Raw genomic sequence first — 24,026 nt, 5'->3', positions numbered from 1 at the left:
ATCTCGATGGAAACTTATGCCCCTCCCGGGTCACTTCTCAGCGGAAATCTACACAACCGAGACCAGTTGTCGATCGGTATCAACCTTGACGCGCGCCATACGGAAACAGGCAGTGGTTCGCCAAGGTGAAACCGCGGGCGATGAAATCGCTTTCGGTCCCCTCGTAGCGGAGCCTGTCGATGTGACGCCATTGGAGCGACACGTCGACATCACCAAACGTTAGCGTCGTGCGCTGGGTCCATTGGAATTTCGGCTGCACATTGCCGCAGTTGGTGGAATAGAGCCCGACGCAGTCACGGTCGTATGAAGACGCGCTATTCGAGATCGCCTTAAACTTGGTCGAAAAGGTATAATTTCCAACAAAGCTTAGGCTCAGCTTGGTGTCCTGACTGAGGAAATCCATGAACGGCAGCGGCGTACGATAATTTAGCGCAACGTCGATGCCGTCGGTCAGCAGCTTGCCCTGATTAGTCAAAGCTCCAAACAATCCCCTGGTGATCGCCGGGTCGCCATCGAGCGTACCGGTGAGCGGATTCCGCCGAATTTGCGTACACGGCGTGGAGGTTGCCGCCGCCGCCGTTGGGTTGACCGGCGCACCGAAGCAGGCAGCGAGCAAATCGGCGTTAGTCGGGGTTGTGATCGCGTCCTTCACCTTGATGTGGAAATAATCCACCGTTGCGCTGAAGCCCGACAGGAAGGTCGGCTGGAACACGACACCGAAGCTGTAGCTGTCCGACTTTTCCGGTTTCAGCAGCGGGTTGCCGCCCGTCGTGATGTTCGCCTGACCCGCCGTCGGATTGGTGATTGAACCGATCGTTCCTGCAGGCGCGCCTTGGGCAATACACACTGCCCGCAGATTCGCGTTGGTCGTCGGTGCCAGCCCGGCACAAGGGTCCGAGCCGAGCGAGGTGAGAACCGTAGTGACCGGCGTGAACAATTCGCCGATGTTCGGCGCACGCACCGCATGCGAAAAATTGCCGCGGAACTTGATGTCGCGCACCGGCTGCCAGCTGCCGCCGAACTTATAGGTCGTTGTGTTGAATTTCGGCTTGGTCGGCGCGCCCACCGTATAATGCGAGTAACGGACCCCGGCTTCGACCGACAAATTGTCAAAGAACGGCTTGTCCTGCACCAACGGGATCGCCAGTTCGCCGATCGCTTCGTAAACGTCATACGAGCCATCAATATCTGGAGTCGCACCGCCAGCACCGCCCAGATCGCCCGATTTCGATAAGGCATCCGAGCGCGCCTGGGCGGTATATTTGCGATATTCGCCGCCGAACGCGAAGTTGATCGCGTCTTCGGCAAACGGGCTGGTCACCCCAAAATCGCCATTGATTACGGCGCGCGCCTGAGCAAGGGTGGTGACCAGCGAGGTCGATGACTCGGAAGTGAGGAACGCCTGCATGGCTGGCGTGATCGACCCCTGCGGGCCGAACACGTTAACAGGCACGCAGAAGTTCGCCGTATTTTGGCAAGTTGTCGTATTGTTCGCGAGCAACGCCTGCTGGAAGCGCGAGTTCAGCGAAAATCCTTGGATGCGCTGGCGGTTTTCGGATTCGCCATAGGCGCCCGAAACATCCCAGTTGATCGTGCTAGTGATCGCGCCCTTAAGACCGAGGCGATAGTCAAACAGGGTCGTCCCGAAATCGCTGATCCGCGGCCCACCCTCAACGAGGCGACGGTTCAGGGTAACCGTAACGGTGCGGTAACTGGGATCGGTTGGGCCCGTCGCTGTCGCGGCAGCGGCGCACTCCGCAGCCGTAAAGCGGGGCGTGTAAGCGGTCTGCCCAGAAACCGCGTTGCCTTCGGCATCGACACCGCTGACGTTCGGCGCGGTGTTGAATGCACAGAACTGGTTGCGCAGTGTTGCCGGCAGATATGGGTTGTTGAGGTTGATGATGTCCGCGGTGCCGAACGCACCCGACGGAGCGATGATCGTCTTCACATTGTTCTTTGAGAATAAGCCGCGAGTATAAATTTCGATCGCGTCAGACACCTGGTAGTTCGCGGCACCGTACATGTTGTAGCGTTTGAACGGCGTCTGGAAGACATTATACGGGTTGAAGTTGAAGAACGCAGTTGCGGTGCTGGTACCGCCCGTCACCGGGTCGATCTGACGCACGCCGCCATTGGCTGCACCGCCGGGGGTTAGCGTCAGGACCGGTGTGTCGTTTGCGGTCACACCGGTCTGGGTATATTGCGGCGTCGTATTCGGTGCCGCCGTCGCGCCTATGCGCGGCCGGGTGCCTGAGAAACGCGACGGAACTGACGTGCCCGAGCCACCCAACGTACCCGAGAAAGAGTCGATCGAGTCGCGCGAGAAGTTGCGGTCGCCCTGATAGACGGGGTCAGACTCCTGATAGCCGATCGAGAATACCGCGTTGCCGCGACCGTCGTCGAAATTGGCACCGATCGTCACGTCGGCGCGCAGATAGTTGCCGTCGCCGCGCTCGGTGATCTGCTCACCGATCGACGCTTCGAGACCCGAGAAGTTCGTCTTGGTCACGAAGTTGACGACGCCCGCGATGGCGTCCGCACCGTAGGTGGTCGAAGCACCACCGGTCAGCGCGTCGACACGCTCGACCAGCGCCAGCGGAATGTTGTTCAAGTCGAACACGCCGGCCAAGCTGCCTGGAACAACCCGGTTACCATCGATCAGAACGAGATTGCGATTGGAACCGAGGCCACGCAAATCGACGTTCGACGCGCCGCCGTTGCCGTTGTTAACCGCCGAACCGACATTGGGAACGATACCCGGAATGTCGCGCAGGACTTCTTCTGCCACGTTGTTCTGGCGAAGGTTGATCGTCTCAGCCGTCGTCACGTTCACCGGCTGCGTCTGCGCCAGATTGGGGTTCGACAGCAGCGAGCCGGTCACGACGATGGTCTGGCCTTCCTCGGCAGCTGCAGCGTCAGGCGCTGTCGCGACGGGGGCGCCTGCGCTCGCCTGAGCGCTCGCCCCAGTAGACAGGCCGGTGGAGAGCGCCAGAACCGCGGTGGTTGCACAAAGCGAGGTGCGCATTTTTACGCTCGAAAGCTTGATCATCTTATACCCCTTCTGGTGTTCTCTGAACCGTTCGGAACACTTGATCTCGGGCCTTGCCCCGCCGTCCAAGCTGCTCCAAAACGACGATGAACTTATCGGCAAAGGCGATGGGTCATGAGTAAAGATATTGAGGTGAGGCAATGTCGCGTTTTGGCGGCCGTCGAGCGCGCAGGCGGCGTCGCGGCAGCAGCTCGCGACCTCGGCATTGCGCAATCGACCGTTTCAGAAACGCTGGCGTCGCTCGAAAGAGTGGTCGGAGCGGCGCTCACTTTGCGAAGGTCTGGCCGTGAAGCTGCGCTCACGCCGGCAGCGATCGCTCTTATGCCGCACGCCCATGCGTTGATTGCAGCGTCGGAAGCCGCCGGCGCGGCGCTATCCGGTCAAAGTGCCGGCGTAATTCGCTTGGGTACTGTTGAGTCGATCAGCTCGTTCTTGTTACCCGAGCCTTTAGGCGCGTTTCGCCAACGGTGGCCCCGGGTCGATGTGCAGGTATCGATCGGTTTGTGCGAGAATATGCGCCAGCGCATACAAAGGTTCGAACTGGACGCAGCCATAACCCTCGAGACCATCGAACCGGGCCAGGGTCGCAATCGCGAAATGACCCAGTTACTGTCTCCCGCCGAACTTGATCTGGTGGTTGCTCCCGGCCATCCGTTGGCCAACGGCGTGGCGTCTCGTGAGGTACTGCGCGAACACGGCATTTTGCTGGGCGACTCGGCGGGCAATTTCAGCGATCTTCTGCGAAAGTGGCTTGGCGACGGTTCGGGGACGGGACCCGAAATCAGGTCAGCGGGAAGCATTGAAGGCGTGAAGCGAGGCGTATTGGGCGGCGACGCCGTGGGAGTTGTGGCAAGCTATGCGGTGCGCGAAGAGCTTCGTGCCGGCACACTGCGTCAGATCACGCCAAAGGACCCCATGCCGCCGATCGCCTTGTTCCTGACAACCAGTCATCCGCCGCCTTGGCTGCTGCCGTTGCAGAATCTGTTCGATGAAATAACCACTGCCGCCACATCGGCCAATTCGCCCCGTCGCGGACAAAGCATCAGGCACGCAAAGGGGGCGAATTAGTGCATCAGCAACGACATGGCGGTATGCCCGCCCTGCTAGTAATCGATGTTCAGCGCGGTTTCGACGATCCTGCCTGGGGCCCGCGCAACAATCCTCAGGCCGAAGTGCATATTGCTCGTTTGATCGCCATCTGGCGCGAAATGAGCGCGCCCGTCATTCACATCCACCACGATTCGCCGCATCCCGCCGGGCGGCTACGCAGCGGGCAGGCAGGTCACATAGCCAAGCCAGAAGCCAAACCGGTGGACGGGGAGCTGATCTACAAGAAGGACGTCAACAGCGCCTTCATCGGTACGACGCTCGAAGCGGACCTCCGCGCCCGCGGTGTCTCGGCGTTGGTGATTGTGGGCTTGACGACCAATCACTGCGTTTCGACGACTGCGCGCATGGCGGGCAATCTCGGTTTTGAGACCCTTGTGGTCTCTGATGCTACGGCCACGTTCGACCGAGCGGCACTGGACGGCAAGAACCGCCCTGCCGAACAGGTCCATCAGGCTGCGCTTAGCGATCTGCACGAAGAGTTCGCGCAAATCGTAACCACCGATTGGGTGATTACTAACTGCAAAGTCGCCGCAGTCAGCTGATTATGTCATCGGAATATCCGATAACCTTATCGGCCTTTTGGAGTTGCCAGCAAACCTGGCCAATGCCTCGCGGGGTGGTGCGGAGGAATTAATGCGGTTAAAATGGGCGTTCGCTTTTGGTCTTTGTTCGCTGCCGATCGTTACGCATGCCGAAGCGACCAATGGCTATCCGCGCTGCGGCGCCGCTGAATTCCACCAATTCGATTTCTGGATCGGCGACTGGGATAGTTTTGATGCCGAGGCGACAGGCCGCCCGGCCGAAGCACGCGCTCGGATCACCCCCGTTGCGCAAGGCTGCGCCATTCACGAACTATATGAACAGAATGACGGTCTGATTGGCGACAGCATTTTGAGTTTCGATCCTGTGCGGCAACAGTGGCAACAGACTTGGGTGACCAATCGCGGCTCGATCATGGTGATTTATGGCGAGTTCGCGAAGGGCGCCGTCGAGCTCGCTGGAGATGTCCATCTGGTCGATGGTCACACCGTGCAGCAGCGCATCACCTGGCGGCGCCAAGGCGACGGCGTCCGTGAATCGGCCGTCTTGTCGAAAGATAAGGGCAAGACGTGGCAGCCGGCATTCGATGTGCTGTTTCGGAAGCGTGTACCCTGATCGCATCAATCTCAGATGCGCTAACAAAAGGCCGAGGGGACGCTTCCGGACTGATCAAAAAACCCGGTTTGTCAGCGCAAAAGTTGACCTCAGGCGCGTCCATCTACGCGGATTAAATCGCGCAGGGGGATGAGAAATTTGCTCGGTTTTTAGCGCAGTGTGATCGGTATGAACCGGATGGAACTTAGCGTTGCAGTCCATCCGAGAACACAAACGGCGCACTTGACCTAACGGAGCCTCATGGCACATCTAATTCGGCCGCACGGTCTAAACCGCGATCATCGTACTCAATACGAGTATGATTGCCGTCGCCATAAGTACCCAACCAGGATGACGGAAACGGGTTGCCCATGCGTTGCACACTGCGGCGTAGAGAAGCTGCGCGCTTACTAGTGCGCCCACCGCAACACGCTCACGGCTGTCAAGGAGCAGGCCGGTTGCGATAAGCGCCAGCCCGCCGACGAACCAGTCTATCGTGCTTACGTGCATGATAGGGCGTACAAGGGCCCAAGCAGACCCTCGCATGCCCTGCGGTCTTGATCGTTGAATCGGCCGGATGATCAGGGGATCGAGAAGCGATCCGTGGATGCAGGCGGTGATGATTGTTATTGTGCCAGCCGCGACGAACGCAATTTCGCGCCAGCTCAAACCGTCAACCGCCATATCCGCTTTGATCCGTAAAGTTAAAAGCAGTATTTGATACTGGAACTGGGTTCGATGATTTTACTTATGTTGACGTTCACGTTAGCCGGCACGATCGGTCGGCGGAAACCCAAGTATCGATGCGGGGAGCGGGGGCGGGCCCAAAACCCGCCCCGCTTTTTTTAGTTGATTTGCGCAATCAGAACTTGAGGCGCGCACCCACCGAATACTTGCGGCCCAGCGAGTCATAGGTCGACGGGAAGGTGTTGCCGCTGTTGAACGCGGTCGAACCAGCAAAATTCGCTCCGATCAACGGGGGTTGGCGGTCAAACAGATTCTGGGCAACCATGGTCACGTCCAGGTTCTTGGTCAGGCCGAAACGCAGCGACAGATCAAAGTAATCATACGCCTTGATGTAATTGAAGTTGTACTGCTTGCCAGTTGTAAAGCCCTGATATCCAACCGGCGTGTTCAGCAAAGCCGTATTGGTCGGGCAGGTCGTGCTCGTCGGACCGTTGAGGTACGGGAACAGGCAGTGGTTTTTCAAGGTAAAGCCACGAGCGATGAAATCGCTCTCGGTGCCTTCATACTTAACCTTCGAGATGTGGCGCCACTGGAGCGACACGTCGACGTCACCGAACGTCAGCGTGGTACGCTGGGTCCACTGGAACTTCGGCTGAATGCCGCCGCAGTTCGTTGAGTAGAGCCCGGTGCAATCACGATCATACGACGTCGCGCTGTTCTGGTTCGCCTTGAAGTTCGACGAGAAGGTGTAGTTCCCGGTGAAGCTCAGGTTCAGCTTCGTGCCTTCCGACAGGAAGTCCATGAAGGCGAGCGGCGTGCGATAGTTCAACGCCACATCGATACCGTCGGTCTTCAACTGACCCTGGTTGGTGAGCGCACCAAACAGGCCGGGGCTGATCGACGGATCGCCATCGAGCCCGCCGGTCAGCGTGTTACGACGGATTTGGGTACATGCCGTGTTGGTAGCCGCCCCGGCCGGAAGGCCGGCACCACCGTTGGCCGCCGTCGCACCACCGAAGCAGGACTGAATCAGGTCAGCCGTGGTCGGCGTCGTGATCGCGTCCTTCACCTTGATGTGATAGTAATCGACGGTTGCGCTGAAGCCCGACAGGAAGCTCGGCTGAAGCACCACACCAAAGGTGTAGCTGTCCGACTTTTCAGGCTTCAGGAGCGGGTTACCGCCGCTCGTAATGTTGGCCTGTCCAGCGGTTGGCGCCTGAATGGAGCCAATGTTACCAGCCGTCGCACCCTGGGCGATACAGACCGCCTGGAGGGCGCCGGTCGGCGCTGCCGAGGTGCGCACCCCAGCGGCAGTAAGCGAGGCGCAAGGATCGGTGCCGAGCGAGACCAATCCCGTCGATTGCGGCAATGATAACTCACCGATGTTCGGCGCACGAACCGCATGCGAATAGTTGCCGCGGAACTTGATGTCGCGAACCGGCTCCCACGCACCGCCGACCTTCCACGTCGTGGTGTTGAACTTCGGCTGGGTCGGCGTGCCGACGGTGTAGTGCGAGTAGCGTACGCCGCCTTCAACCGACAGGCTGTTGAAGAACGGCTTGTCCTGCACCAGCGGGATCGCCACTTCGCCGATCGCTTCGTACACGTCGTACGAGCCATCGACGTCCGGGGTCGCGCCGCCGGCACCGCCCAAATCACCGCTCTTCGACGTTGCGTCTGAGCGGCGCTGGCCCGTGTATTTGCGATATTCACCACCAACCGCGAAGCTGATCGCGTCCGAAGCAAACGGGCTCGCCACACCAAAGTCGCCGCTGATAACAGCACGAGCCTGAGCCAGCGTGGTCTTCAGGAACGTCGAGGATTCAGCGTTCAAAAATGTATTCTGCGCCGTCGTGATTGAACCTTGCGGTCCGAACACATTGACGGGGACGCACGCGTTGGTCGTGTCCTGACACGTTGTGGTGTTGTTCGCGAGCAGCGCCTGGCGAAAACGCGAATTTAGCGTGTAGCCCGTGATGCGCTGACGGTTCTCGGATTCACCGTAACCGCCCGAGACGTCCCAGTTGATCGTGCTGGTGATCGCGCCCTTGAAGCCGAGACGATAGTCGAACAGCGTGGTGGCAAAGTCACTCTTGCGCGGCCCGAGTTCTACGTCACGACGGCTGAGCGAAAATTGCGGGTTGGGGTTGTAGCCTTCACCAGCCGAAATAGTACCGTCGTTGTTCACGTCGAACGGAACGAAGCCGCCTGCACCGACGACACGGTAGGTTGGGTCGCCTGGACCGGTAGCCGTCGCCGCAGCGGCGCATTCAGCCGGCGTGAAACGCGCAGTGTAGATGTCCGGACGCGGGTTGACGTCGAACGCGCAGAATTGCGAGCGCAAACCAGCCGGCAGATACGGGTTATTGAGATTGATGTTCGCCGCGATGCCGAAAGCACCCGACGGCGCGATGATCGTCGACACCTGGTTCTTCGAGAAGAGCCCGCGAGTGTAAACTTCGATCGCGTCCGAGACCTGATAGTTGGCCGCGCCGTACATGTTGTAACGTTTAAACGGCGTTTGGAACACATTGTACGGATTGAAGTTGAACAGCGAACCCGCGCCAGTCGTGCCTGCAGTCGGGTTGATGAAGACGGTGCCGTTATTGGCTCGTCCGGGACCGCCATTTGTTGGCGTGTTGTCGATATAGATCGGATTCCCCTGCGCGTCGAAACCGCCAAAGGTTGCTTCTGGAATTGTGCTCGGAACACCATTCACGAGCGGACGCGTGCCGGTGATGCGCGACGGAACTGCCGTGCCCGAGCCACCCAGCGTACCCGAGAACGAGTCGATCGAGTCGCGCGAGAAGTTGCGGTCGCCCTGATAAACTGGGTCCGACTCCTGATAGCCGATCGAGAACACCGCGTTGCCGCGACCGTCGTCGAAGTTCGCACCGACGGTGACGTCGGCGCGCAAATAGTTGCCGTCGCCGCGCTCGGTGATCTGCTCACCGATCGACGCTTCGAGACCCGAGAAGTTCTTCTTGGTCACGAAGTTGACGACGCCCGCGATGGCGTCCGCACCGTAGGTGGTCGAAGCACCACCGGTCAGCGCGTCGACGCGCTCGACCAGCGCCAGCGGAATGTTGTTCAAGTCGAACACGCCAACAATGTCGGAGGGAACGATGCGGTTGCCATCGATCAGAACCAGGTTGCGGTTCGAGCCGAGGCCGCGAAGGTTGACGTTCGAGGCGCCGCCGTTGCCGTTGTTCACGGCCGAGCCGACGTCGGGAACGATGCCCGGAATGTCGCGCAGGACTTCTTCTGCCACGTTGTTCTGACGAAGGTTGATCGTCTCAGCCGTCGTCACGTTCACCGGCTGCGTCTGCGCCAGATTGGGGTTCGACAGCAGCGAGCCGGTCACGACGATGGTCTGGCCTTCGTCGGCGGTCGCGGCGGCATCGGCCGTCGGGCTGGCCGCCGTGGCGTTACCTTCGGCATTCGTCTGCGCATAGGCGGCGCTCGGGACCAATCCTGCGAAAATAGTTGAAGCAAGTAGCGCATTGCGCAGGGTGAGTTTCATAAAGCCGGCCCCTTAAATTGCAGAGCGATGTCGCTCGGAAGGGGCTGATTATGAATTCTCAAAAATACGTGCTGTCAGGATACCAAGCTTAGCTCGCCTCCGCCGCTTTTCTAGATCACGGTGTGACGTTTTAGTCACAACACGATGGCGCTTTTGGGAGTTTAGGAAGCCGCTAGGTTGTTTCAAACACAACAAGAGTGGCGTTTAGATCGCTGCATGCTCGCTTTAGAAGCGCCGACGGGTCGCGAAGGTTAGTTGGTGCCCCAGGTGTCATCGAGCGAACAGCAAACTGTAATTCGAGTTCGCGAATGAAGTGACGTATGGCGTCGCGAGGGGCGCCAACATTTGCGCCCAATCGCCGCGAAGCTGCCCCAATCCTCAGTTCAACTTGAGCCACCAATCGCTCGACGCGCAACGTATAGGCCTCGACCAACCAAGGAACTGATTCGCCATCTCGCACCAAGACCAGCATCAGGTCACGATACGTTTCGCGCTCGAAATGCTTGACGAGAGCCGATGCCTGATCGGCAAGATAGCGTATCACGCCATTATCAATACGAACGTCGCAGGCGAGCGCCTCATCAAGGGCAGACAGCCAAATCCGCGAGGCACGTCGGTACAGGTCTTCACGCGAACCCCACCGATGGACCCACGTTCGTTCGATCCCTGCGGCCAAACCGAGCATGTTCAAAGTCACCCGTTCGATAGGGTGCTTTGCGAATAGGGCGCGTGCCGCTTCGATTAAATGCGGCTCTCGCGCATGAGATCTCAAGGCTTGGTGCGCGACAGTGCTCATCCCGGCGACTTACAACCGGACCGCTGCTTCTGACTTTCAGCAAACCAAGGATAATTTTTTCAGAATGGAATATTTACTGCAGAAATCGAAGGAATTTTGTAAAGCCTTGGCTTTTTGACAGCCAGCACATCCTCAAAGATCTATGTCGGAAGCGTGGTAGGTCACCTATGAACAAACAGTCGCATTTACCGGCCGATCGCGGCGCATCGGGGGCAGATAAAGATCTCTTGTCCGGCGCAAATATTTCGCTCGCGCTACCGTCGGTCGACAGCGATTTGATCACACTCAACAAAGGCTCAGTTGCGGAATTGGCGCTGGCACGCTGCGCCCGCGCCGATCGGGAGCTCAGCCCGACCGGCTATATCGAGCCGGCTCATTTTGTCGTCCCGTTGACCGGCTCATACATATGGCATCGGCCAACCGAACAGATATTTGCCGATGCCAATCGCGTGTTGTTTTTCGCGGGCCGCGAAAGCTATGCAACCTCGCACCCTGTGTCAGGGGATGTTTCGATAGCGATCACTCCAAGTGCCGAAACTGTGGAAGCGCTGGTCAAAGCGGACCGAATCCATCGTGGACGGCAGATCCTTGGAAAGAGCGCAGCATGGCCGGCCAGTCCAAGCGTTCAGTTGATGAGCCGCGCCGCTGTCTTCGATGCACTCGCAGGCGCAACTCCATTAGAAATCGATGACGCAGTCCTGCAGATCCTGCAGGCGGCCGTTGCAGCGGTCGGTCCTGTGCGCAGTGACACTTCTGCTAATCGGCGTGTGATTTCGCGGACCAAGGAATTCCTACATTGGAACAGCGGCAGGAAGATTACACTGCAAGAAGTTGCAGACGCCGTTGGCCTGAACGCCATTTACCTTAGTCAAGTATTCACGAAGTGCGAGGGCGAGCCGCTGTATAAGTATATGAGGCGGTTGCGCCTTGCAGCATCGCTAAACCATATTCGTGACTGCGATGATCTGACGGCCCTCGCACTAAATGTTGGTTTCTCGAGTCATAGCCATTACTCTTCAGTGTTTTTAGCAACATTTAAGAAAACGCCTTCGTACATACGTGATGTATTCCGAGGCTCCCTTCATGCGAAGCCGGCATCTTGGAAGGCACGTCCGTTAAGCGCGGCTAGAGGCGGCCCGCGGCTAACGCCGTGCCGTCCCGTTGCTGATCGATCAATGAGGATTTCGATTTGAGCGGAGTAGCTTCAGAAGCTTTGCCGGGTGAGGCCGAGCGACCTAATAATTCGCCCGAGGTTTGGATTTATGCCCTTGGTGCGATTGGCTTGGGACTGACCGGCATTATGTTCAGGGACTTCGCCCTGCAATGGCAGCCTGTGCCAGCAATTTTTCCAATGCGGGCAGCCGTAGCGGTGATAATCGGTGTGGGGATGTGTACCACGGGTCTCGTCCTTCTCGTCCCTCGTCTTACGCTCGTTGCAGCGGCTGTTGCGGCGACATTTGACGTCGGTTGGTGGGTTGTCTTGATGCTCCCGCGGGTTGTGCGCGAGCCCTCCAGCCTTGTTGCTTGGCTCGGGCTCGCGGAAATCGGCGTGATCGCCGCAGGCGCTATAATGATCGTCGCTACGTTCACAAGCCGAGATCGGCTGGCAAGTTACACGAGAATGTTTGTTGGCGGTTGTGCGCTGATCTTCGGTTTGAGCCACTTCGTCTATCCGTCGTTTACTGCCGCGATGGTGCCTGGTTGGCTGCCGGCACCGCTGGCATGGGCCTACGCCACCGGCGCGGGCCATGTGCTGGCCGGGCTAGCTCTAGTTTCTGGGATTAAGGCAAGACTTGCGGCGACCTTGCTTGCCGCCATGTGCGGATCATTTGTTGTTTTGCTTCACCTCCCTCGTGTGGTTGCAGCACCGACGGTTCATGCAGAATGGGTCATGCTATTCATTGCGCTGTCGATCAGTGGCGCGTCTGCGATGATGCGCTATGCGGGCGATAGTATTGCGCGTCACTGATATGCGGCTGCTGTGAGCATGAAGGGTTTTGGGCTCGCCACCCTAGTGCCGGGGACTTTGGCTGCAGTCATAACCCGATTGTTGCGTCATTTTCTGGCGCGATTTTGGAATGTTGGTGGCGCCGATCACGATTTAAGAAATGCACAATCTTCAGATTCTCGCCATTCGGCCGCAATCTATTTGGAGTGACGCATGATTTCATTTGTTTTAGCTTTAACTAGCATCGCACCCGCGGCGGGCGATCCTGGGGCGGCTGTCCGCTGCGTCCAGGAGGACGTTATCGGCAGCTTGGTGCAGAAACGGCGCGTTTGCCATACCGTGCGCGAATGGCGCGTGATCGAGGCGCGCGCATTTGATGAGACGTCTCGGATCGTGATGCCCGGGACGCTCAACGCGCTAAATAACGATCCAGACCCGAACGCTGTGGTTCCAAGGTAACCGTTCAGATGGAAAGAGTCCGTTCGAGCAACTTGGTCGGACTCCACGGACAACAAGGCCAACATCCGGAGAGTAGCAATGCGTGTAATAGTATTCGTAAAGGCAACGCTTGAAAGTGAGAGTGGTATTTTTCCGGAGCCGGAAACGAGCAAGATGATGGCGGCGATGGACAGGTTCAACGATGAGCTGCGTGATGCTGGCATTTTGGTAATGGCCGAAGGGCTGAAGAGCTCAGCATCGGGCAAACGGGTCTTGTTCGATGGCTCTGATCGCACCGTCAGCGATGGCCCTTTCGCCAACCCTAGCGAACTGGTCGCGGGGTTTTGGCTTTGGGATGTCAAGGACATGGACGACGCCATAGCCTGGGTTAAGCGCTGCCCAAATCCGATGCAGGGGCCCAGCATCATTGAAATTCGCGCAATCGCAGACTCCGACGGTAACAGCTGAGCGGTGGCGAGCGGCTACCTTCACGGTGCCGTTCAAAAGGCTCTTCGAGCTGCGATGCAACTGGATACATACAATGTTAGATTAGGAAGCCATCTCAAACTGTTTGGCAGAAGCGAATTCGCCTTTTTGGGTCGACAACGCTCCTGATCGCACCGACGAACGCTCGCGACTGCGTAATGACGTTTGGAAAGGAATGTCCGATGCCGACGCGTGAGAGGCTGAATTCATTTGTAGATACAGTCGTCACGGGCCAATTCGTGGACGCCCTACGCGATTACTACCACGAGGACGCAATTACGCGCGAGAACAACGGTCCCGACAGGCGGGGCTTATCGACGCTGATCGCGATCGAGAAGCGAATGCTAAGCGCATTTGACATCCGATCGCATCCGCCCACTCGTGTTTTGCACGATGGTGACGATGTCGCGATCCATTGGACTTTCGATATTATCGACCCGGCGGGTACCACCCGGAGGATGGAGGAGGTCGCGCTTCAGCGGTGGCGGGGCGACCGGATCGCCGAGGAGCGGTTTTTCTTCGATCCAGCCCTGCCGACCGTAGCGGCAGCATCACCAGCTATCGACGGAGACTTCGTCACGCTCGGAGATGCAAGTTGACGCCGATTTCGGCGTTTATCGCGCCGCTGAAGGACGACTTCGTTTACGAGGGCGGAGCCTGGCGTGCGATCTACTCCCAGCGTTCAAGCTCGTCATCGTGACCGCAGATCACGAACAGGTCGGCCTGCGCGCCTTTATTGTCGGGGTCGCCGCCGTCATCACTCTGGTTGGGCTACAAGCTCCCGCGCATGCGTCCCAGGAAGTCTGTCGGAAGAGTCAGGATGTGGCGGTGGACATAGATGCGGCATCACAAGCCTTCGACGATGCGCAGTTCCATGGCAATGTGTCTCTACTGGAGCGCTTCCTGGCTCGGGACCTCGTTTACATCCGCGGTTCCGGCCGGCCGGCAGACCGTCGCGCGTTCATTGCAAACTTTACCGACAGCTCTCAGCGTCTCAATCCCTTCGTCATAAGCGACCGGCGCGTCATCTCGCTCGGGCGCGACGCCGCGCTTATCTCCGCGGACGGCGTTATTAGCGGGACGGCCGCTGGAAAGCCCTTCCGCGAGCATTTCCGCTTCGCCGACACCTTCGTCCGTCGCTGCGGGCGCTGGGTGGTCGTCTACGTCCAAGTCACGCCGGTGGCTTCGTGAGCGGGCCGGTTGACCGCCGCGCCTTTATCGCAGGAGCGGCTGCAATAGGGGCGACGCTGGCCTGGAGCGGCCCCGCCCGGGCCTCTCGACAGCGGTGGGCCGAGCGACGCGACCTCTACCCGGAGGGCGTCGCTTCGGGCGATCCCGAACCGACCAGCGTCGTGCTCTGGACCAGACGGCCTCTTCCCGGCGGCGGCGACGCCGCCCTAATGGTGGAGGTCGCGCGTGACCCGGAATTCCGGCAGGTTGTCGCGACAGTCCGCGCGCCGGCGCTCGCGGCGTCCGACTGGACCTGTCGCGTGCTCGCCGCCGGACTCAAGCCAAGCACGGCCTACTGGTACCGCTTCACCGACGCGGACGGGAACGGCAGTCGCGTCGGTCGCACGATCACGGCGCCGCGCGAGGGTAACAATGGCACGGTGCGGTTCGCGTTCGTGTCTTGCCAGAGCGTCAACGAGGGTTACCAGAACGCCTTCCGCCGAATGATCTGGGAGGACGAGCGCGCTGCCGACGCGCAACAGCTCGGGTTCGTGCTCCATCTGGGTGATTTCATTTACGAGGTCGTCGAATATCCCGATGAGGTGCCGCAACGCTACGGCCGCACCGTGAACAACCTCGGGCGGGTGCCGAACGCGCGCAAGGTTGGCAACTTCCACGTACCCACCGACGTCGAGGGCTATCGCCACATTTATCGCGCTTACGTCGCTGATCCCGACATCCAGGACGCCCGCGCGCGCTTTCCGTTTGTGTGCATCGGGGACAATCACGAGTTCTCGTGGCAGGGCTGGCAGAGCTTCATAAAGTACGGCGGCACGGTAGAGCCCGCGCAACAGCTGCGCGTTGCAGCAAACCAGGCTTGGTGGGAGTACATTCCCTCGCGCGTCGCAAAGATGTCCGGGCCAGGCCTCGACCGGTTCGACCCACCGGCGGTAACGAACGTGCCGATCGAACGATTCGACTCCGCGGGCCTAGGCGACGAACCAAACAACCTCGCGGCGCTGGCCAGCATGACGGCCTACCGCGGGTTCCGCTACGGGGCCAACGTGGAGCTGATTATCACTGATCACCACAGCTATACATGCGACGATCCGAGCGGCCGTCCCGAGGCTGCCCCCTTCAACCTGGCCGACTTCCCCAACCTCTTTCCGCAGGAGGTGATGGAGGTGCTCGACGGCGGGAGCGCCTACGCCGGTGGCAACGCACCGTCGACGATCGCCTTCGACGGCAAAGTGGTTCCGAACTTTCGTCGCGAAGAGGCGCCGGTCACCCTTCTCGGCGAGACGCAGAAGGCTTGGTGGAAAGAGCGGATGGCTGCCTCGACCGCGACGTGGAAGATCTGGGCCGCATCCAACGGCACCCTTGACTGGCGTGCCGATCCGCAAAACCTGCCGGCAGGGGTGACGCGGGCGTGGCCTGGCGGCGGCTACGCTTGCTTTGGCGGCGGCGACCTAGGCGCGATGTACCGCGAGCGCGCTGAGCTTGACGGGTTTCTACGTGAGCGTCGCATCGAAGGCTTTGTGACGGTGTCAGGCGACCGGCACAGCTTCTGGGCTGGTTACGCCGCGCCGACGCTGCCGCCAGCGCCCTTCGATCCGGTCGGAGTCGCCTTTATCACCGGCTCACTATCTGCGCCCGGGCTGGCGGAGGCGCTTGAGTATGGGCTGAAGGGACACCGGCTACGTGGTTTGTTCACGGCCGAGCGGCCGGACGGCACACACGAGCCGACCGTGAACCTGCTTCTGCGTCACGGCGTCCGCACCGCGCTCGAATACGCAAAGACGGGCAACCGTGCGGCGGCGCTCGCGCTGCGCAACCCCGACAATGCTCCGCACCTCGAATTCTGCGACATGGGCGGGCATGGCTACGCCGTCGTGACGGCGGGAAGTGAGGTGATCGAGACCGAGTTTGTTTGCGTCCCCCGCCCGGTGACGCGTGCGGCGACGGCGGACGGCGGGCCAATTCGCTATCGCGTGGCACATCGCGTCGAGCGGTGGCGTGCCGGCGAGAAAATGAAATTAGACCAGCAGGTAAGCGCGGGGGAGCCGTTTCCGGCGTGACCGTTTGGCTCCTGGCGGGCGGGGTTGCAAGAACTTCGGCCGCTATCGCGAACCTGCTGAGCCTTGTCGGGGGCGAGAGCTGTTACCGCGCCTTGAGCGCAGGTGAGCGGAGGCGCACGCTGTCGCACGCGGAGAGCGGTTGCCGCATCTCATCACTTTCCATCGCTTCGTCGGTCATGCCGAACGGTAGCCGTAGGGTGGGACGGTGCCGTTCCTGCCGGTCGGGTTAAACGCGAAGGATTGTGCGCTGCCGTCGGCCCTGCGGACGCACTGTTCGATCAGCGCCTTGGCATTGCCGAGGCGGGGATATTCGCAGCCGGTGACGTCGTCGCGCAGCGCCTCGGCAAAGAGCTTTTGCCGCGCCGCGCTCAACTGGCCGAGATGGTCGCTGGTCATCAGTACGCCACCCGCGTTGGCTGCAAATTGGGCGAGCGAATTGACCTGCTCGTCGCTCAACTCGTGATAGCGGTCACGGAGTAGGATGCAGTCGGGATCGGCTTGCCACAGCACATCTGCAGCGTGGTTGCGGGTGACTTGGTCGCGAAGCAGGCTTTCGGCCGAATATTCTCCGTGCCAGCTAATGCCGATATCGCGACCTATGCGCATCGCATCGACATAACCGACCGAGGCCCAGAGTGGACAGCCGCAGCCGAGCCATAGCGAATCCGCGCCGATCTCTTCACGGATCAACGCAGCCATGCGCCGCCAGATGGCGACGCGGCTCAACTCCGGCGTGTGCCAACATGCTGTGTCGGGGCCATGCTCGCTGCCGAAGAGCATGAAATCGGTCTTGAAATAGCGCACCCCCCAATCCCGCACCCAGGTACGGAAAACGTGGCGAATATACGCCTCGGCGTCCGGATGCGTAATGTCGAGGATGTGATATTCCTCGCTGCGCTTGTGCCAGCGGAATTCGCCGTAGAAGCGCATCTGCACGAGGGGGTCGCCCGTGGTGGCATCTTTGACCAGCCAGTCGGGATGCGCCTGTGCTAGCTTGGAGCGGTTCCCGACCATAAACGGCGCAATCCACAGTCCGGGGCGGAAACCCGCGGCGGCAACAGTGGCGAGGAGCGGCTTCATTCCGCGCGGGAATTGCGGTTTGACGTCGAGCCAATCGCCCATTTCGGGGGTGAAGCCGTCGTCGATCAGGAACACGTCGAGCGGGACTTGATTCGTGTCGCGGAAATCGCGCGCGGCGACGAGGTGATCGAGGATCGCGGCCTCGTCGATTGCGGCGTAGAGATTGTACCATGAGCACCAGCCGGTGATGCGTTTCTCCGGCACGTGCGGCGCTAGCGGGGAGGCGGCGGCGACGGCCCTCGACCAGCGGCGCAGTGCCGGCTCGACTTCGTCCCCATCGAACACCAGGAGCGTTTCCCCCTCGGTCGCGCCGGTGCGGTCGAGCAGGGTTTCGATATCGATCGTGTCGTCGGCGTAGCGGAAGCGCGTCTGGAAGCGGTCGTGGCGCTCGAAGCCGAGGATAAGAGCCCCTTCGCGTTGCTCGGGCAACAGCGCGGTCATCGCAAAACCGAGTGTCGGCGCCTTGCCGGGCGGACCGTCGCCGGCGGCTGTCCCGGGTGCGACGAAAAAGCTGCCGTCCCAGCTGTGATAGCCGTTGCGGAGATAGAGCCTTGCACCCGCGTAATTGAGACGCAGACCCAAACTGTCGAGCGAGTGGTCGGCGCCTTCGATGCGAACGGTGTAGCGGCCGGGCTGGACGTCGAGCAGGACGCGCCCCCCACCCTCCAATTCCCAACCGCCATCGACCGTGCGATGCCGCGGCACTTCGCCGTTGATCAGTGGGGCGAGGATATCGACCTTCAAGCCGCGCTCAGCGTACATTGATCTCACCGCGTTCGTCTGCCGATCGCCGCGCGGCGAGTGCAAGTTTGAGCGTGGTCGCACCCTCGCACAGCGGGATCAGCGGTTGTCGTTTGTCGCGGATCGCGGCGGCGATGTCTTCCATCTGCGTGACGAAGGGGTCGGCGGGACTCACGATCGGCTCGGGTGCCGCGCCCGTGATAGTGGGGGTGAACACCGCTTCGTTCCAGTCGGTAAAGCGACCAGTGAGCTTCTCGGCGAAGACGTTCCACTCCTTGTGCCAGATGCCGGGCGTGGCGAAGTTTGAGGCGTTAAGCGTGGCGATGCGACCGTCCTCCCAGCCAAACACGATCGCCGAAACGTCCTCCACCGAATAACCGGGCGCGGCGCGATGAAACAGGTTGGCGCGACGGGCATAGACCGTGGCGGGTTCGCCCATCAGATGACGGATCAGGTCGATTTGGTGGATCACCTGTTCGAGGATCTGGCCGCCCGATTGCGCCTCATCGCGCCACCAGTCGGCGTGAAGCGCGTTGCAGTGATACGCGCCAGCGTAAAGCCCGACCGGGCCGGTGTCGCGCGCCTTCCAGTCTCGCACTGCCGCGCCGTGGCGGTACATGAAGCCGATCGCGGCGGTGACGCCCGCGGCGTCGACTGCATCGGCCATTCGCGTGGCGGCATCGTAATCAAGCGCGATGGGTTTTTCGACGAGCAGGTTCACTCCGCGCGTAGCGGCATGTTCGGCCTCCCCATGACGGGCGAAGGGCGGGGTGGTGATGACGAGCAGGTCGAGCCCTGCGTCGATCATGCGCTCGATATCGTCGAATGGCTGGCCGCCGCTGACGGCGGTGAAAGCTTGCGCTTTGGCCATATCGCGGCTGCAGGCGGCAACGACCTCTAGGCCGGCTGCCTTGGCTGCGTTGACGTGCCTGACGGCGATCCCGCCGCAACCCAGAATGCCAACGCGCATCTAGAACTCTAGGACTGACTGCATCACGCCCAGCGCGCCTCTGTCGAGGCGTGCGAAGAGAGTGGGCGCTTCGGCGAAGGGGACGGGGTCAGTGATCAGCGGGATGAGATCGAGGACCCCCGCCGCCTGCAGCTCGATCGCGGTGCGCCACAGGCGCGGCTTGGACCAGCGGTGCTGCGCTTCGGGGGCGGTACCGGAGATTTGCGAACACACGAGTTCGACACGGTTGTGATGGAATTCATCGCCTAGACGGATGCCGGACAGCTCGCCCTGAAAGAAGCCCATCGCCACCACGCGGGAGGAATAGGCGACGGCGCGGATAGCTTCGGACAGAGCAGGGGCGGCCCCGGAAACCTCGATACAGGCGTCGGCACCGCGGTTTTGGGTCAATTCCTTGATAGTTTCGGCGGCGTTTTCGGGTGGAATAGCGTGCTTTGCCCCAAATTTGAGCGCCAATCCGCGTCTTTGGGCATCGGGATCGACCGTGATCACCGTTGCGCCGGAGGCACGTGCGGCTTGGGCGACGATCTGCCCGGGCACGCCGAGACCAAACACCGCGACGACATCGCCGATGCGGATACGCGCGTCGTGGACACCGTTGAGCGCGACCGCGCCGATATGGCTGAAGATGCCGGCGCGGGGGTCCAGCCCCTCGGGCATCAGGCGGTCGCGCGCCCAATCCTGGTCAGCGATATGGTGCGAGCGATGGTGCCACGCGCCGTATATGCGCTGGCCGACGCGCAGGCCGGTAACGGCGCTGCCGAGTTCGACGATCTCGCCCGCTTCCTCATAGCCCAGGTTGCGGATGGGGTAGGACCAACTTGCCCCGCCGGGAACGAACAAGCGGCGGGCCTCGTCCCACTGGCGGTTCATAAACGGGCTGGTGCCGCGATATTGGGTCAGTTCAGTGCCGGCGCTGATGCCCGAATAGAGCGTGCGAACGCGCACTTCGGCCGGCGCGAGCGGCGCGTCGGGCGTGTCCTCGAAGGCGAGATTGCACGGCCCATTGAGGATGAGTGCCTTCATACCGGGACCGCATTGGCAAGCACCGCCTTGCGGCTGGAGGGGCGACCGAGGAACAGAACGGCCACGGCGATGAAGTAAAGCGCCGCCATCGCGGCGATGCCGGCGCCCATGCCCGCGGCATCGGCGATCGCTGAAACCATCAGCGGCGTAATGCCCGCGCCGAAAAAGCCAATCATAGTCATCATGCCGACCGCGGTAGCCCGCGCGTGCGGTGGGACGACATCCTGCATCGCGGCGTAAATGCATCCGTCGAACAGCCCCTTGGCGACACTGGTCGCGACGAGGACCACGCCGATTTCGGTGGCGGTCTTGGCGCCGAGCAGCGGCAACAGGAGGATGCCGGCCAGGCCGAGGCCGATGGCGAGGGTAGTGAAGCGGCCGATCGGGCTGCGCTTGGCGAGGGTATCGGCCAGCAGGCCCCCGAGCGGCACCGACAGGAACCCCGCGATGTTGATCGTCGCGGAGCCGACCCAAGCCGAATTGGCCAAGTTCAAGCCCAGCTGTTCCTTAACGAAATAGGGGGCCCAGAAGGTGACACCGGTGGACGCGCCGGTGGCCAGCGCGAAGACGACGCAGAGCATCAACGCCGGCGGGATGCCGAGGACGATACCGATGGGTTCGGCAGGCTTGCCGGCTTCGGCGGCGGTGTGCTTGATCGGCGCGTCCTTGAGCATCGACCACAACACGATGGCGTGGATCAAGCCGATACCGCCGAAGATTACGAACGGCGCGTGCCAGCTAAGCGCGTCGGCGACGTAGCCGGTGGCGACCGCGCCCAGACCGGCGCCCGCGAACACTGCGGTCTGGTGCAGCGACAGCGCGCGGCTACGCATCGTCGGCTTGTGCCAGTCTCCGATCAGCGCGGTGGCGGTGGGGTAATAGGCGCTCTCCCCCACCGCGACGATGCCACGCATGGCGAGGAGGAGGGCGAAACCATTGGCGAGGCTCGAGGCCCCGGTGGCAATGCTCCAAAAAATGAGGCCGAGGATGATCACGCGGCTGCGGCGCACACTGTCACCCAGCCGCCCCGCGAGAAACGCGCCGACAGCATAGATCCAGAAAAACACCGAGCCGAGCAAGGCGAGTTGGTTGTTGGTCAGACCGAACTCGGCCTTGAGGTCGGGAAGGACAGCGAGAAGAATGTTGCGGTCCGCAGCGTTGAGGAAAGCAACAACCCAGAGCAGGCCGATGAGCAACCAGGGGTAGCGGCCACTGATCGCGCGGTCAGTCATGCCGCCACCAACGTATCGAGGCGGGTCAGTCGCGCTCGGACCTGGATTCGCTCCGCTTCGAGCGCGCCGACCAGCTTCATCGCAGTCGAGCGGAAGGTTTCGCCTGGCTCCACTTCGTCGAAGAAACCTACGTTCGCCTCCTCGCTGGCCTCGATCCAATCCGGCCGGATGGCGCCCGCGCCGTGCAGCGCGCCGCCCAGGCCGCCGAGCACGGTACAGATTGTGTCGGCATCGCGCCCGACGCTTGCGCCCGCCGTAATGCAATCGTTGGGTTCGCCGCCACACAATTCGAACAGGCCGGCGACGATTGGCAAAACCTCCCGGCTGGTCGGGCTGACCGAGCGTTCGGCGTCCCACTTGTGATCGGCGGGCCGGGGGAAGGAGCGGTCGAGATAGCGCAGATAAAATTGCTCGATGAACCGGTCGACGCTGCCGGTCGTCGCCGCGAGTTCGCGGCCGATTTGGATCAGACGACGGGTGTCGAAATTGCCGTGTTCGGCGGCGCGATCCAGCATCGAAGTAGCGGTGGCGCCGGGTTCGAAGGCGGCGGCGAATGCGGCTGCGATGCAGGCGGCAGCGTCGCGTTCGATCCCGTCCTGATGCACGCTGGAGATGAGAAAGCCGTCCTGTTGGGCTTGCGCCGGATTCCCCGCGTTGATCAGGCCGATGGGGGCAACCGCCATGATCGCGGCGTCGGCGAGCGGCTGCCCGCGGCCGCTGTCCCACGGGCTCATGCCCAATTGCAGCTTGTGCAGGACGATGCGTTCGGTAACGAACAAGCGATCAGGATTAAGGTCGCTAAGCCAGACCTGCGCATAGTCGTCGGGCGTAATGCGGCCGCCCTTCCTAATGATCGCGAGGCACATATAGTGGCGCAGCGTGGTGTCGTCGGTGATCTGGCCCGGCTTGCCGTCCCGCTTGCGCGCAGGCTGGGGATGAAACGAGTCGATCGGGCCGAATTTGTCACGAATGTCGGTGTAATGCCAATCCTCGGTCGGGGCGCCCATCGCATCGCCGATTGCGCCACCAATCAGGCAACCATAAAATCTGTCGAATAGCGCATCGTTCATTCATCGGATCCGATCAGGATGGCGCGGAAATCGTTGACGTTGGTCAGCGTCGGGCCGGTAACGACGAGATCGTCAAGCTCTTCGAAAAAGAGATAGGCGTCGTTGCGGTCGAGATGGCGTTGCGGATCGAGACCGGCGGCTTTGGCGCGGGCAATCGTGTCGGGCGTAACGATAGCGCCTGCCGCGTCCTCAGTGCCGTCGATGCCATCAGTGTCGCATGCGAGGGCGGAGATGCCCGGCGCCCCGTCAAGAGCAATGGCCAGGCCAAGCAGATATTCGAGATTGCGCCCGCCGCGGCCCGATTTGTTGGTGACCGTGACGGTGGTTTCGCCGCCCGAAAGGATGGCGCGGGGCCTACCGTCCTTAGCAAGGCGGCGAGCGAGCGCGGCATGGCTGGCGCCGAGGTGACGCGCTTCGGCCTGGAGTTGGTCGCCCAGATCCATGACCTGATAGCCAAGTTCCGCGGCTTTGGCCCCGGCGGCGACAAGCCCGTCGCGCGCGCGGGCGATGACGCGCGTTTCGACACCGGCGAGGCCGAGCGTGTCGGCCTCGGGCGTTTCGTTGGCTGGATTGGCGAGGGCGGCGGCAACTTGAGGGGAGACCTGGACGCCGTACTCAGCGATGATTTCACGCGCTTCGGCGAGGCTGGTGGTGTCCGCCACCGTCGGCCCGGAGGAGACGTAGGACGGATCGTCGCCGGGCACGTCGCTGATGATCCAGGTAGTGACTTGCGCCGGGCCGGCGGCGACCGCGAGGCGACCGCCCTTGATTGCCGAGAGGTGCTTTCGCACGCAGTTGATTTCGGCGATCGTCGCGCCCGATTGCAGCAAGGCGCGGGTAACGCCCTGTTTGTCGTCGAGCGTCAGGCCGGGTGCGGGCGCGGCGAGAAGCGCAGAGCCGCCGCCCGACAGCAGCAGCAACAGCCGATCGCCCGCGTCGAGGCCGCGCGCCATGTCAAGCACCTGCGCAGCGGCGGTAACGCTGCGTTCGTCGGGGTAGGGGTGTCCGGCCTCGATCACCTCGACGCCCGGCCCAGCGGTGCCCTGCGGCGGCAAATGGCCGTAGCGCGTGACGATGAGGCCTTCGAGCGGTCTAGCGGCGCGTGCCTGCGCGACGCGCATCATCGCCGCTGCGGCCTTGCCCACAGCAATGACAACGGTGCGGCCGTGCGCCGAAATCGGCAATGTCCGCGGCATCGCGACCTCGGCCGAGACCGCGTGCACGGCGGTGTCGAACAGCGTGCGCAGATCGTCGCGTACAGGGCGGCTGGCAGCACGGCTGGTCGATGCAGCAATGTCGGCGATCAGATCCTCCCCGCCGGCCTTTGCCGGGTCGGACGCAAGGCTGACGCGGCCGGCGCGCGCCGCCAAGCCGCGAATTGCGGGACGCATTGTTCCGCTGGGCGCAACGTCCGTGAATCTCCCAACTGAGATTGGAACGCAAATTCTCGACGAGGAAATCGACCAGCGAGCGGACGCGCACGGGCAT

Annotated in this window: 19 protein-coding genes; 10 read left to right on the top strand and 9 right to left on the bottom strand. The window is 61.5% G+C overall.

Annotated features, from left to right (window positions below; translation table 11 throughout):
• Positions 1-79: 79 nt before the first annotated feature.
• On the bottom strand, positions 80-3,025 hold the full coding sequence (locus ACM9ME_RS13300; RefSeq protein ID WP_415643980.1) for a TonB-dependent receptor domain-containing protein: 2,946 nt from the start codon (positions 3,023-3,025) through the stop codon (positions 80-82).
• A gap of 138 nt (positions 3,026-3,163) precedes the next feature.
• Between ACM9ME_RS13300 and ACM9ME_RS13295 the strand changes: the two genes are divergently transcribed.
• The 3 genes from ACM9ME_RS13295 to ACM9ME_RS13285 all read left to right on the top strand — a co-directional run bounded on the left by ACM9ME_RS13295 (position 3,164) and on the right by ACM9ME_RS13285 (position 5,314).
• Entirely contained in the window at positions 3,164-4,117 is a 954-nt protein-coding gene (locus tag ACM9ME_RS13295) for a LysR family transcriptional regulator (RefSeq protein WP_415643942.1), read from the top strand.
• Positions 4,118-4,140: 23 nt separating this feature from the next.
• Complete coding sequence (locus ACM9ME_RS13290) at positions 4,141-4,701, top strand: cysteine hydrolase family protein (RefSeq protein WP_415643940.1); 561 nt, start codon at positions 4,141-4,143, stop codon at positions 4,699-4,701.
• A gap of 91 nt (positions 4,702-4,792) precedes the next feature.
• Complete coding sequence (locus tag ACM9ME_RS13285; RefSeq protein ID WP_415643939.1) at positions 4,793-5,314, top strand: hypothetical protein; 522 nt, start codon at positions 4,793-4,795, stop codon at positions 5,312-5,314.
• An 841-nt stretch (positions 5,315-6,155) separates the two neighbouring features.
• Here the strand turns inward: ACM9ME_RS13285 and ACM9ME_RS13280 are convergent.
• Together ACM9ME_RS13280 and ACM9ME_RS13275 are read right to left on the bottom strand one after the other, a co-directional pair.
• Positions 6,156-9,503 (bottom strand): TonB-dependent receptor domain-containing protein, encoded by a 3,348-nt coding sequence (locus tag ACM9ME_RS13280; protein ID WP_415643938.1) that lies wholly within the window; start codon positions 9,501-9,503, stop codon positions 6,156-6,158.
• A gap of 172 nt (positions 9,504-9,675) precedes the next feature.
• Positions 9,676-10,299 (bottom strand): TetR/AcrR family transcriptional regulator, encoded by a 624-nt coding sequence (locus ACM9ME_RS13275; protein ID WP_415643937.1) that lies wholly within the window; start codon positions 10,297-10,299, stop codon positions 9,676-9,678.
• 167 nt (positions 10,300-10,466) lie between these two features.
• On the opposite strand from ACM9ME_RS13275, the gene ACM9ME_RS13270 reads away from it, so the two are divergent.
• From ACM9ME_RS13270 to ACM9ME_RS13240, 7 genes are all read left to right on the top strand, one after another.
• Positions 10,467-11,492, top strand: a complete 1,026-nt coding sequence (locus ACM9ME_RS13270; RefSeq protein ID WP_415643936.1) for a helix-turn-helix transcriptional regulator — start codon at positions 10,467-10,469, stop codon at positions 11,490-11,492.
• Positions 11,489-12,268 (top strand): DoxX family membrane protein, encoded by a 780-nt coding sequence (locus ACM9ME_RS13265; RefSeq protein ID WP_415643935.1) that lies wholly within the window; start codon positions 11,489-11,491, stop codon positions 12,266-12,268. Before ACM9ME_RS13270 ends, ACM9ME_RS13265 begins: the two co-directional genes overlap by 4 nt.
• Before the next feature lie 192 nt (positions 12,269-12,460).
• Positions 12,461-12,706: a hypothetical protein gene (locus tag ACM9ME_RS13260; protein WP_415643934.1), complete on the top strand. Its 246-nt coding sequence runs from the start codon at positions 12,461-12,463 to the stop codon at positions 12,704-12,706.
• Positions 12,707-12,784: 78 nt separating this feature from the next.
• The gene (locus ACM9ME_RS13255; protein WP_415643933.1) at positions 12,785-13,153 is read left to right on the top strand and encodes a YciI family protein; all 369 of its coding nucleotides are present in this window, start codon (positions 12,785-12,787) and stop codon (positions 13,151-13,153) included.
• A 200-nt stretch (positions 13,154-13,353) separates the two neighbouring features.
• On the top strand, positions 13,354-13,770 hold the full coding sequence (locus tag ACM9ME_RS13250; RefSeq protein ID WP_415643932.1) for a nuclear transport factor 2 family protein: 417 nt from the start codon (positions 13,354-13,356) through the stop codon (positions 13,768-13,770).
• The gene (locus ACM9ME_RS13245; RefSeq protein WP_415643931.1) at positions 13,760-14,362 is read left to right on the top strand and encodes a nuclear transport factor 2 family protein; all 603 of its coding nucleotides are present in this window, start codon (positions 13,760-13,762) and stop codon (positions 14,360-14,362) included. The genes ACM9ME_RS13250 and ACM9ME_RS13245 overlap by 11 nt, the downstream gene beginning before the upstream one ends.
• The gene (locus tag ACM9ME_RS13240; RefSeq protein WP_415643930.1) at positions 14,359-16,419 is read left to right on the top strand and encodes an alkaline phosphatase D family protein; all 2,061 of its coding nucleotides are present in this window, start codon (positions 14,359-14,361) and stop codon (positions 16,417-16,419) included. The genes ACM9ME_RS13245 and ACM9ME_RS13240 overlap by 4 nt, the downstream gene beginning before the upstream one ends.
• Before the next feature lie 174 nt (positions 16,420-16,593).
• Here the strand turns inward: ACM9ME_RS13240 and ACM9ME_RS13235 are convergent, their stop codons facing one another.
• From ACM9ME_RS13235 to ACM9ME_RS13210, 6 genes are read right to left on the bottom strand one after another with little or no spacing between them, the layout of a single operon-like run.
• Positions 16,594-18,261 (bottom strand): glycoside hydrolase family 36 protein, encoded by a 1,668-nt coding sequence (locus ACM9ME_RS13235; RefSeq protein ID WP_415643929.1) that lies wholly within the window; start codon positions 18,259-18,261, stop codon positions 16,594-16,596.
• Entirely contained in the window at positions 18,251-19,210 is a 960-nt protein-coding gene (locus tag ACM9ME_RS13230; RefSeq protein WP_415643928.1) for a Gfo/Idh/MocA family protein, read from the bottom strand. The genes ACM9ME_RS13235 and ACM9ME_RS13230 overlap by 11 nt, the downstream gene beginning before the upstream one ends.
• Positions 19,211-20,236: a zinc-dependent alcohol dehydrogenase gene (locus tag ACM9ME_RS13225; RefSeq protein WP_415643927.1), complete on the bottom strand. Its 1,026-nt coding sequence runs from the start codon at positions 20,234-20,236 to the stop codon at positions 19,211-19,213.
• Positions 20,233-21,468, bottom strand: a complete 1,236-nt coding sequence (locus ACM9ME_RS13220; RefSeq protein WP_415643926.1) for an MFS transporter — start codon at positions 21,466-21,468, stop codon at positions 20,233-20,235. The genes ACM9ME_RS13225 and ACM9ME_RS13220 overlap by 4 nt, the downstream gene beginning before the upstream one ends.
• Positions 21,465-22,538: an ADP-ribosylglycohydrolase family protein gene (locus ACM9ME_RS13215; RefSeq protein WP_415643925.1), complete on the bottom strand. Its 1,074-nt coding sequence runs from the start codon at positions 22,536-22,538 to the stop codon at positions 21,465-21,467. Before ACM9ME_RS13215 ends, ACM9ME_RS13220 begins: the two co-directional genes overlap by 4 nt.
• Entirely contained in the window at positions 22,535-23,929 is a 1,395-nt protein-coding gene (locus tag ACM9ME_RS13210) for a glycerate kinase type-2 family protein (protein WP_415643924.1), read from the bottom strand. The genes ACM9ME_RS13215 and ACM9ME_RS13210 overlap by 4 nt, the downstream gene beginning before the upstream one ends.
• Positions 23,930-24,026: the final 97 nt, after the last annotated feature.

The sequence above is a fragment of the Sphingomonas antarctica genome, assembly GCF_965137005.1.
In the GTDB taxonomy this organism is placed as follows: domain Bacteria; phylum Pseudomonadota; class Alphaproteobacteria; order Sphingomonadales; family Sphingomonadaceae; genus Sphingomonas_O; species Sphingomonas_O antarctica.
Note: the sequence above shows the minus strand (reverse complement) of the source record. Positions and strands in the feature narration are given on the sequence as shown.

Bases quoted from the DNA above. Each gene is read 5' to 3' on its own strand.
- ACM9ME_RS13220 (WP_415643926.1), bottom strand. From the start codon at position 21,468: ATGACTGACCGCGCGATCAGTGGCCGCTACCCCTGGTTGCTCATCGGC.
- ACM9ME_RS13235 (WP_415643929.1), bottom strand. From the start codon at position 18,261: ATGTACGCTGAGCGCGGCTTGAAGGTCGATATCCTCGCCCCACTGATC.
- ACM9ME_RS13280 (WP_415643938.1), bottom strand. From the start codon at position 9,503: ATGAAACTCACCCTGCGCAATGCGCTACTTGCTTCAACTATTTTCGCA.
- ACM9ME_RS13210 (WP_415643924.1), bottom strand. From the start codon at position 23,929: ATGCGTCCCGCAATTCGCGGCTTGGCGGCGCGCGCCGGCCGCGTCAGC.
- ACM9ME_RS13285 (WP_415643939.1), top strand. From the start codon at position 4,793: ATGCGGTTAAAATGGGCGTTCGCTTTTGGTCTTTGTTCGCTGCCGATC.
- ACM9ME_RS13215 (WP_415643925.1), bottom strand. From the start codon at position 22,538: ATGAACGATGCGCTATTCGACAGATTTTATGGTTGCCTGATTGGTGGC.
- ACM9ME_RS13230 (WP_415643928.1), bottom strand. From the start codon at position 19,210: ATGCGCGTTGGCATTCTGGGTTGCGGCGGGATCGCCGTCAGGCACGTC.
- ACM9ME_RS13290 (WP_415643940.1), top strand. From the start codon at position 4,141: ATGCCCGCCCTGCTAGTAATCGATGTTCAGCGCGGTTTCGACGATCCT.
- ACM9ME_RS13300 (WP_415643980.1), bottom strand. From the start codon at position 3,025: ATGCGCACCTCGCTTTGTGCAACCACCGCGGTTCTGGCGCTCTCCACC.
- ACM9ME_RS13255 (WP_415643933.1), top strand. From the start codon at position 12,785: ATGCGTGTAATAGTATTCGTAAAGGCAACGCTTGAAAGTGAGAGTGGT.
- ACM9ME_RS13225 (WP_415643927.1), bottom strand. From the start codon at position 20,236: ATGAAGGCACTCATCCTCAATGGGCCGTGCAATCTCGCCTTCGAGGAC.
- ACM9ME_RS13250 (WP_415643932.1), top strand. From the start codon at position 13,354: ATGCCGACGCGTGAGAGGCTGAATTCATTTGTAGATACAGTCGTCACG.
- ACM9ME_RS13275 (WP_415643937.1), bottom strand. From the start codon at position 10,299: ATGAGCACTGTCGCGCACCAAGCCTTGAGATCTCATGCGCGAGAGCCG.
- ACM9ME_RS13295 (WP_415643942.1), top strand. From the start codon at position 3,164: ATGAGTAAAGATATTGAGGTGAGGCAATGTCGCGTTTTGGCGGCCGTC.
- ACM9ME_RS13245 (WP_415643931.1), top strand. From the start codon at position 13,760: ATGCAAGTTGACGCCGATTTCGGCGTTTATCGCGCCGCTGAAGGACGA.
- ACM9ME_RS13270 (WP_415643936.1), top strand. From the start codon at position 10,467: ATGAACAAACAGTCGCATTTACCGGCCGATCGCGGCGCATCGGGGGCA.
- ACM9ME_RS13260 (WP_415643934.1), top strand. From the start codon at position 12,461: ATGATTTCATTTGTTTTAGCTTTAACTAGCATCGCACCCGCGGCGGGC.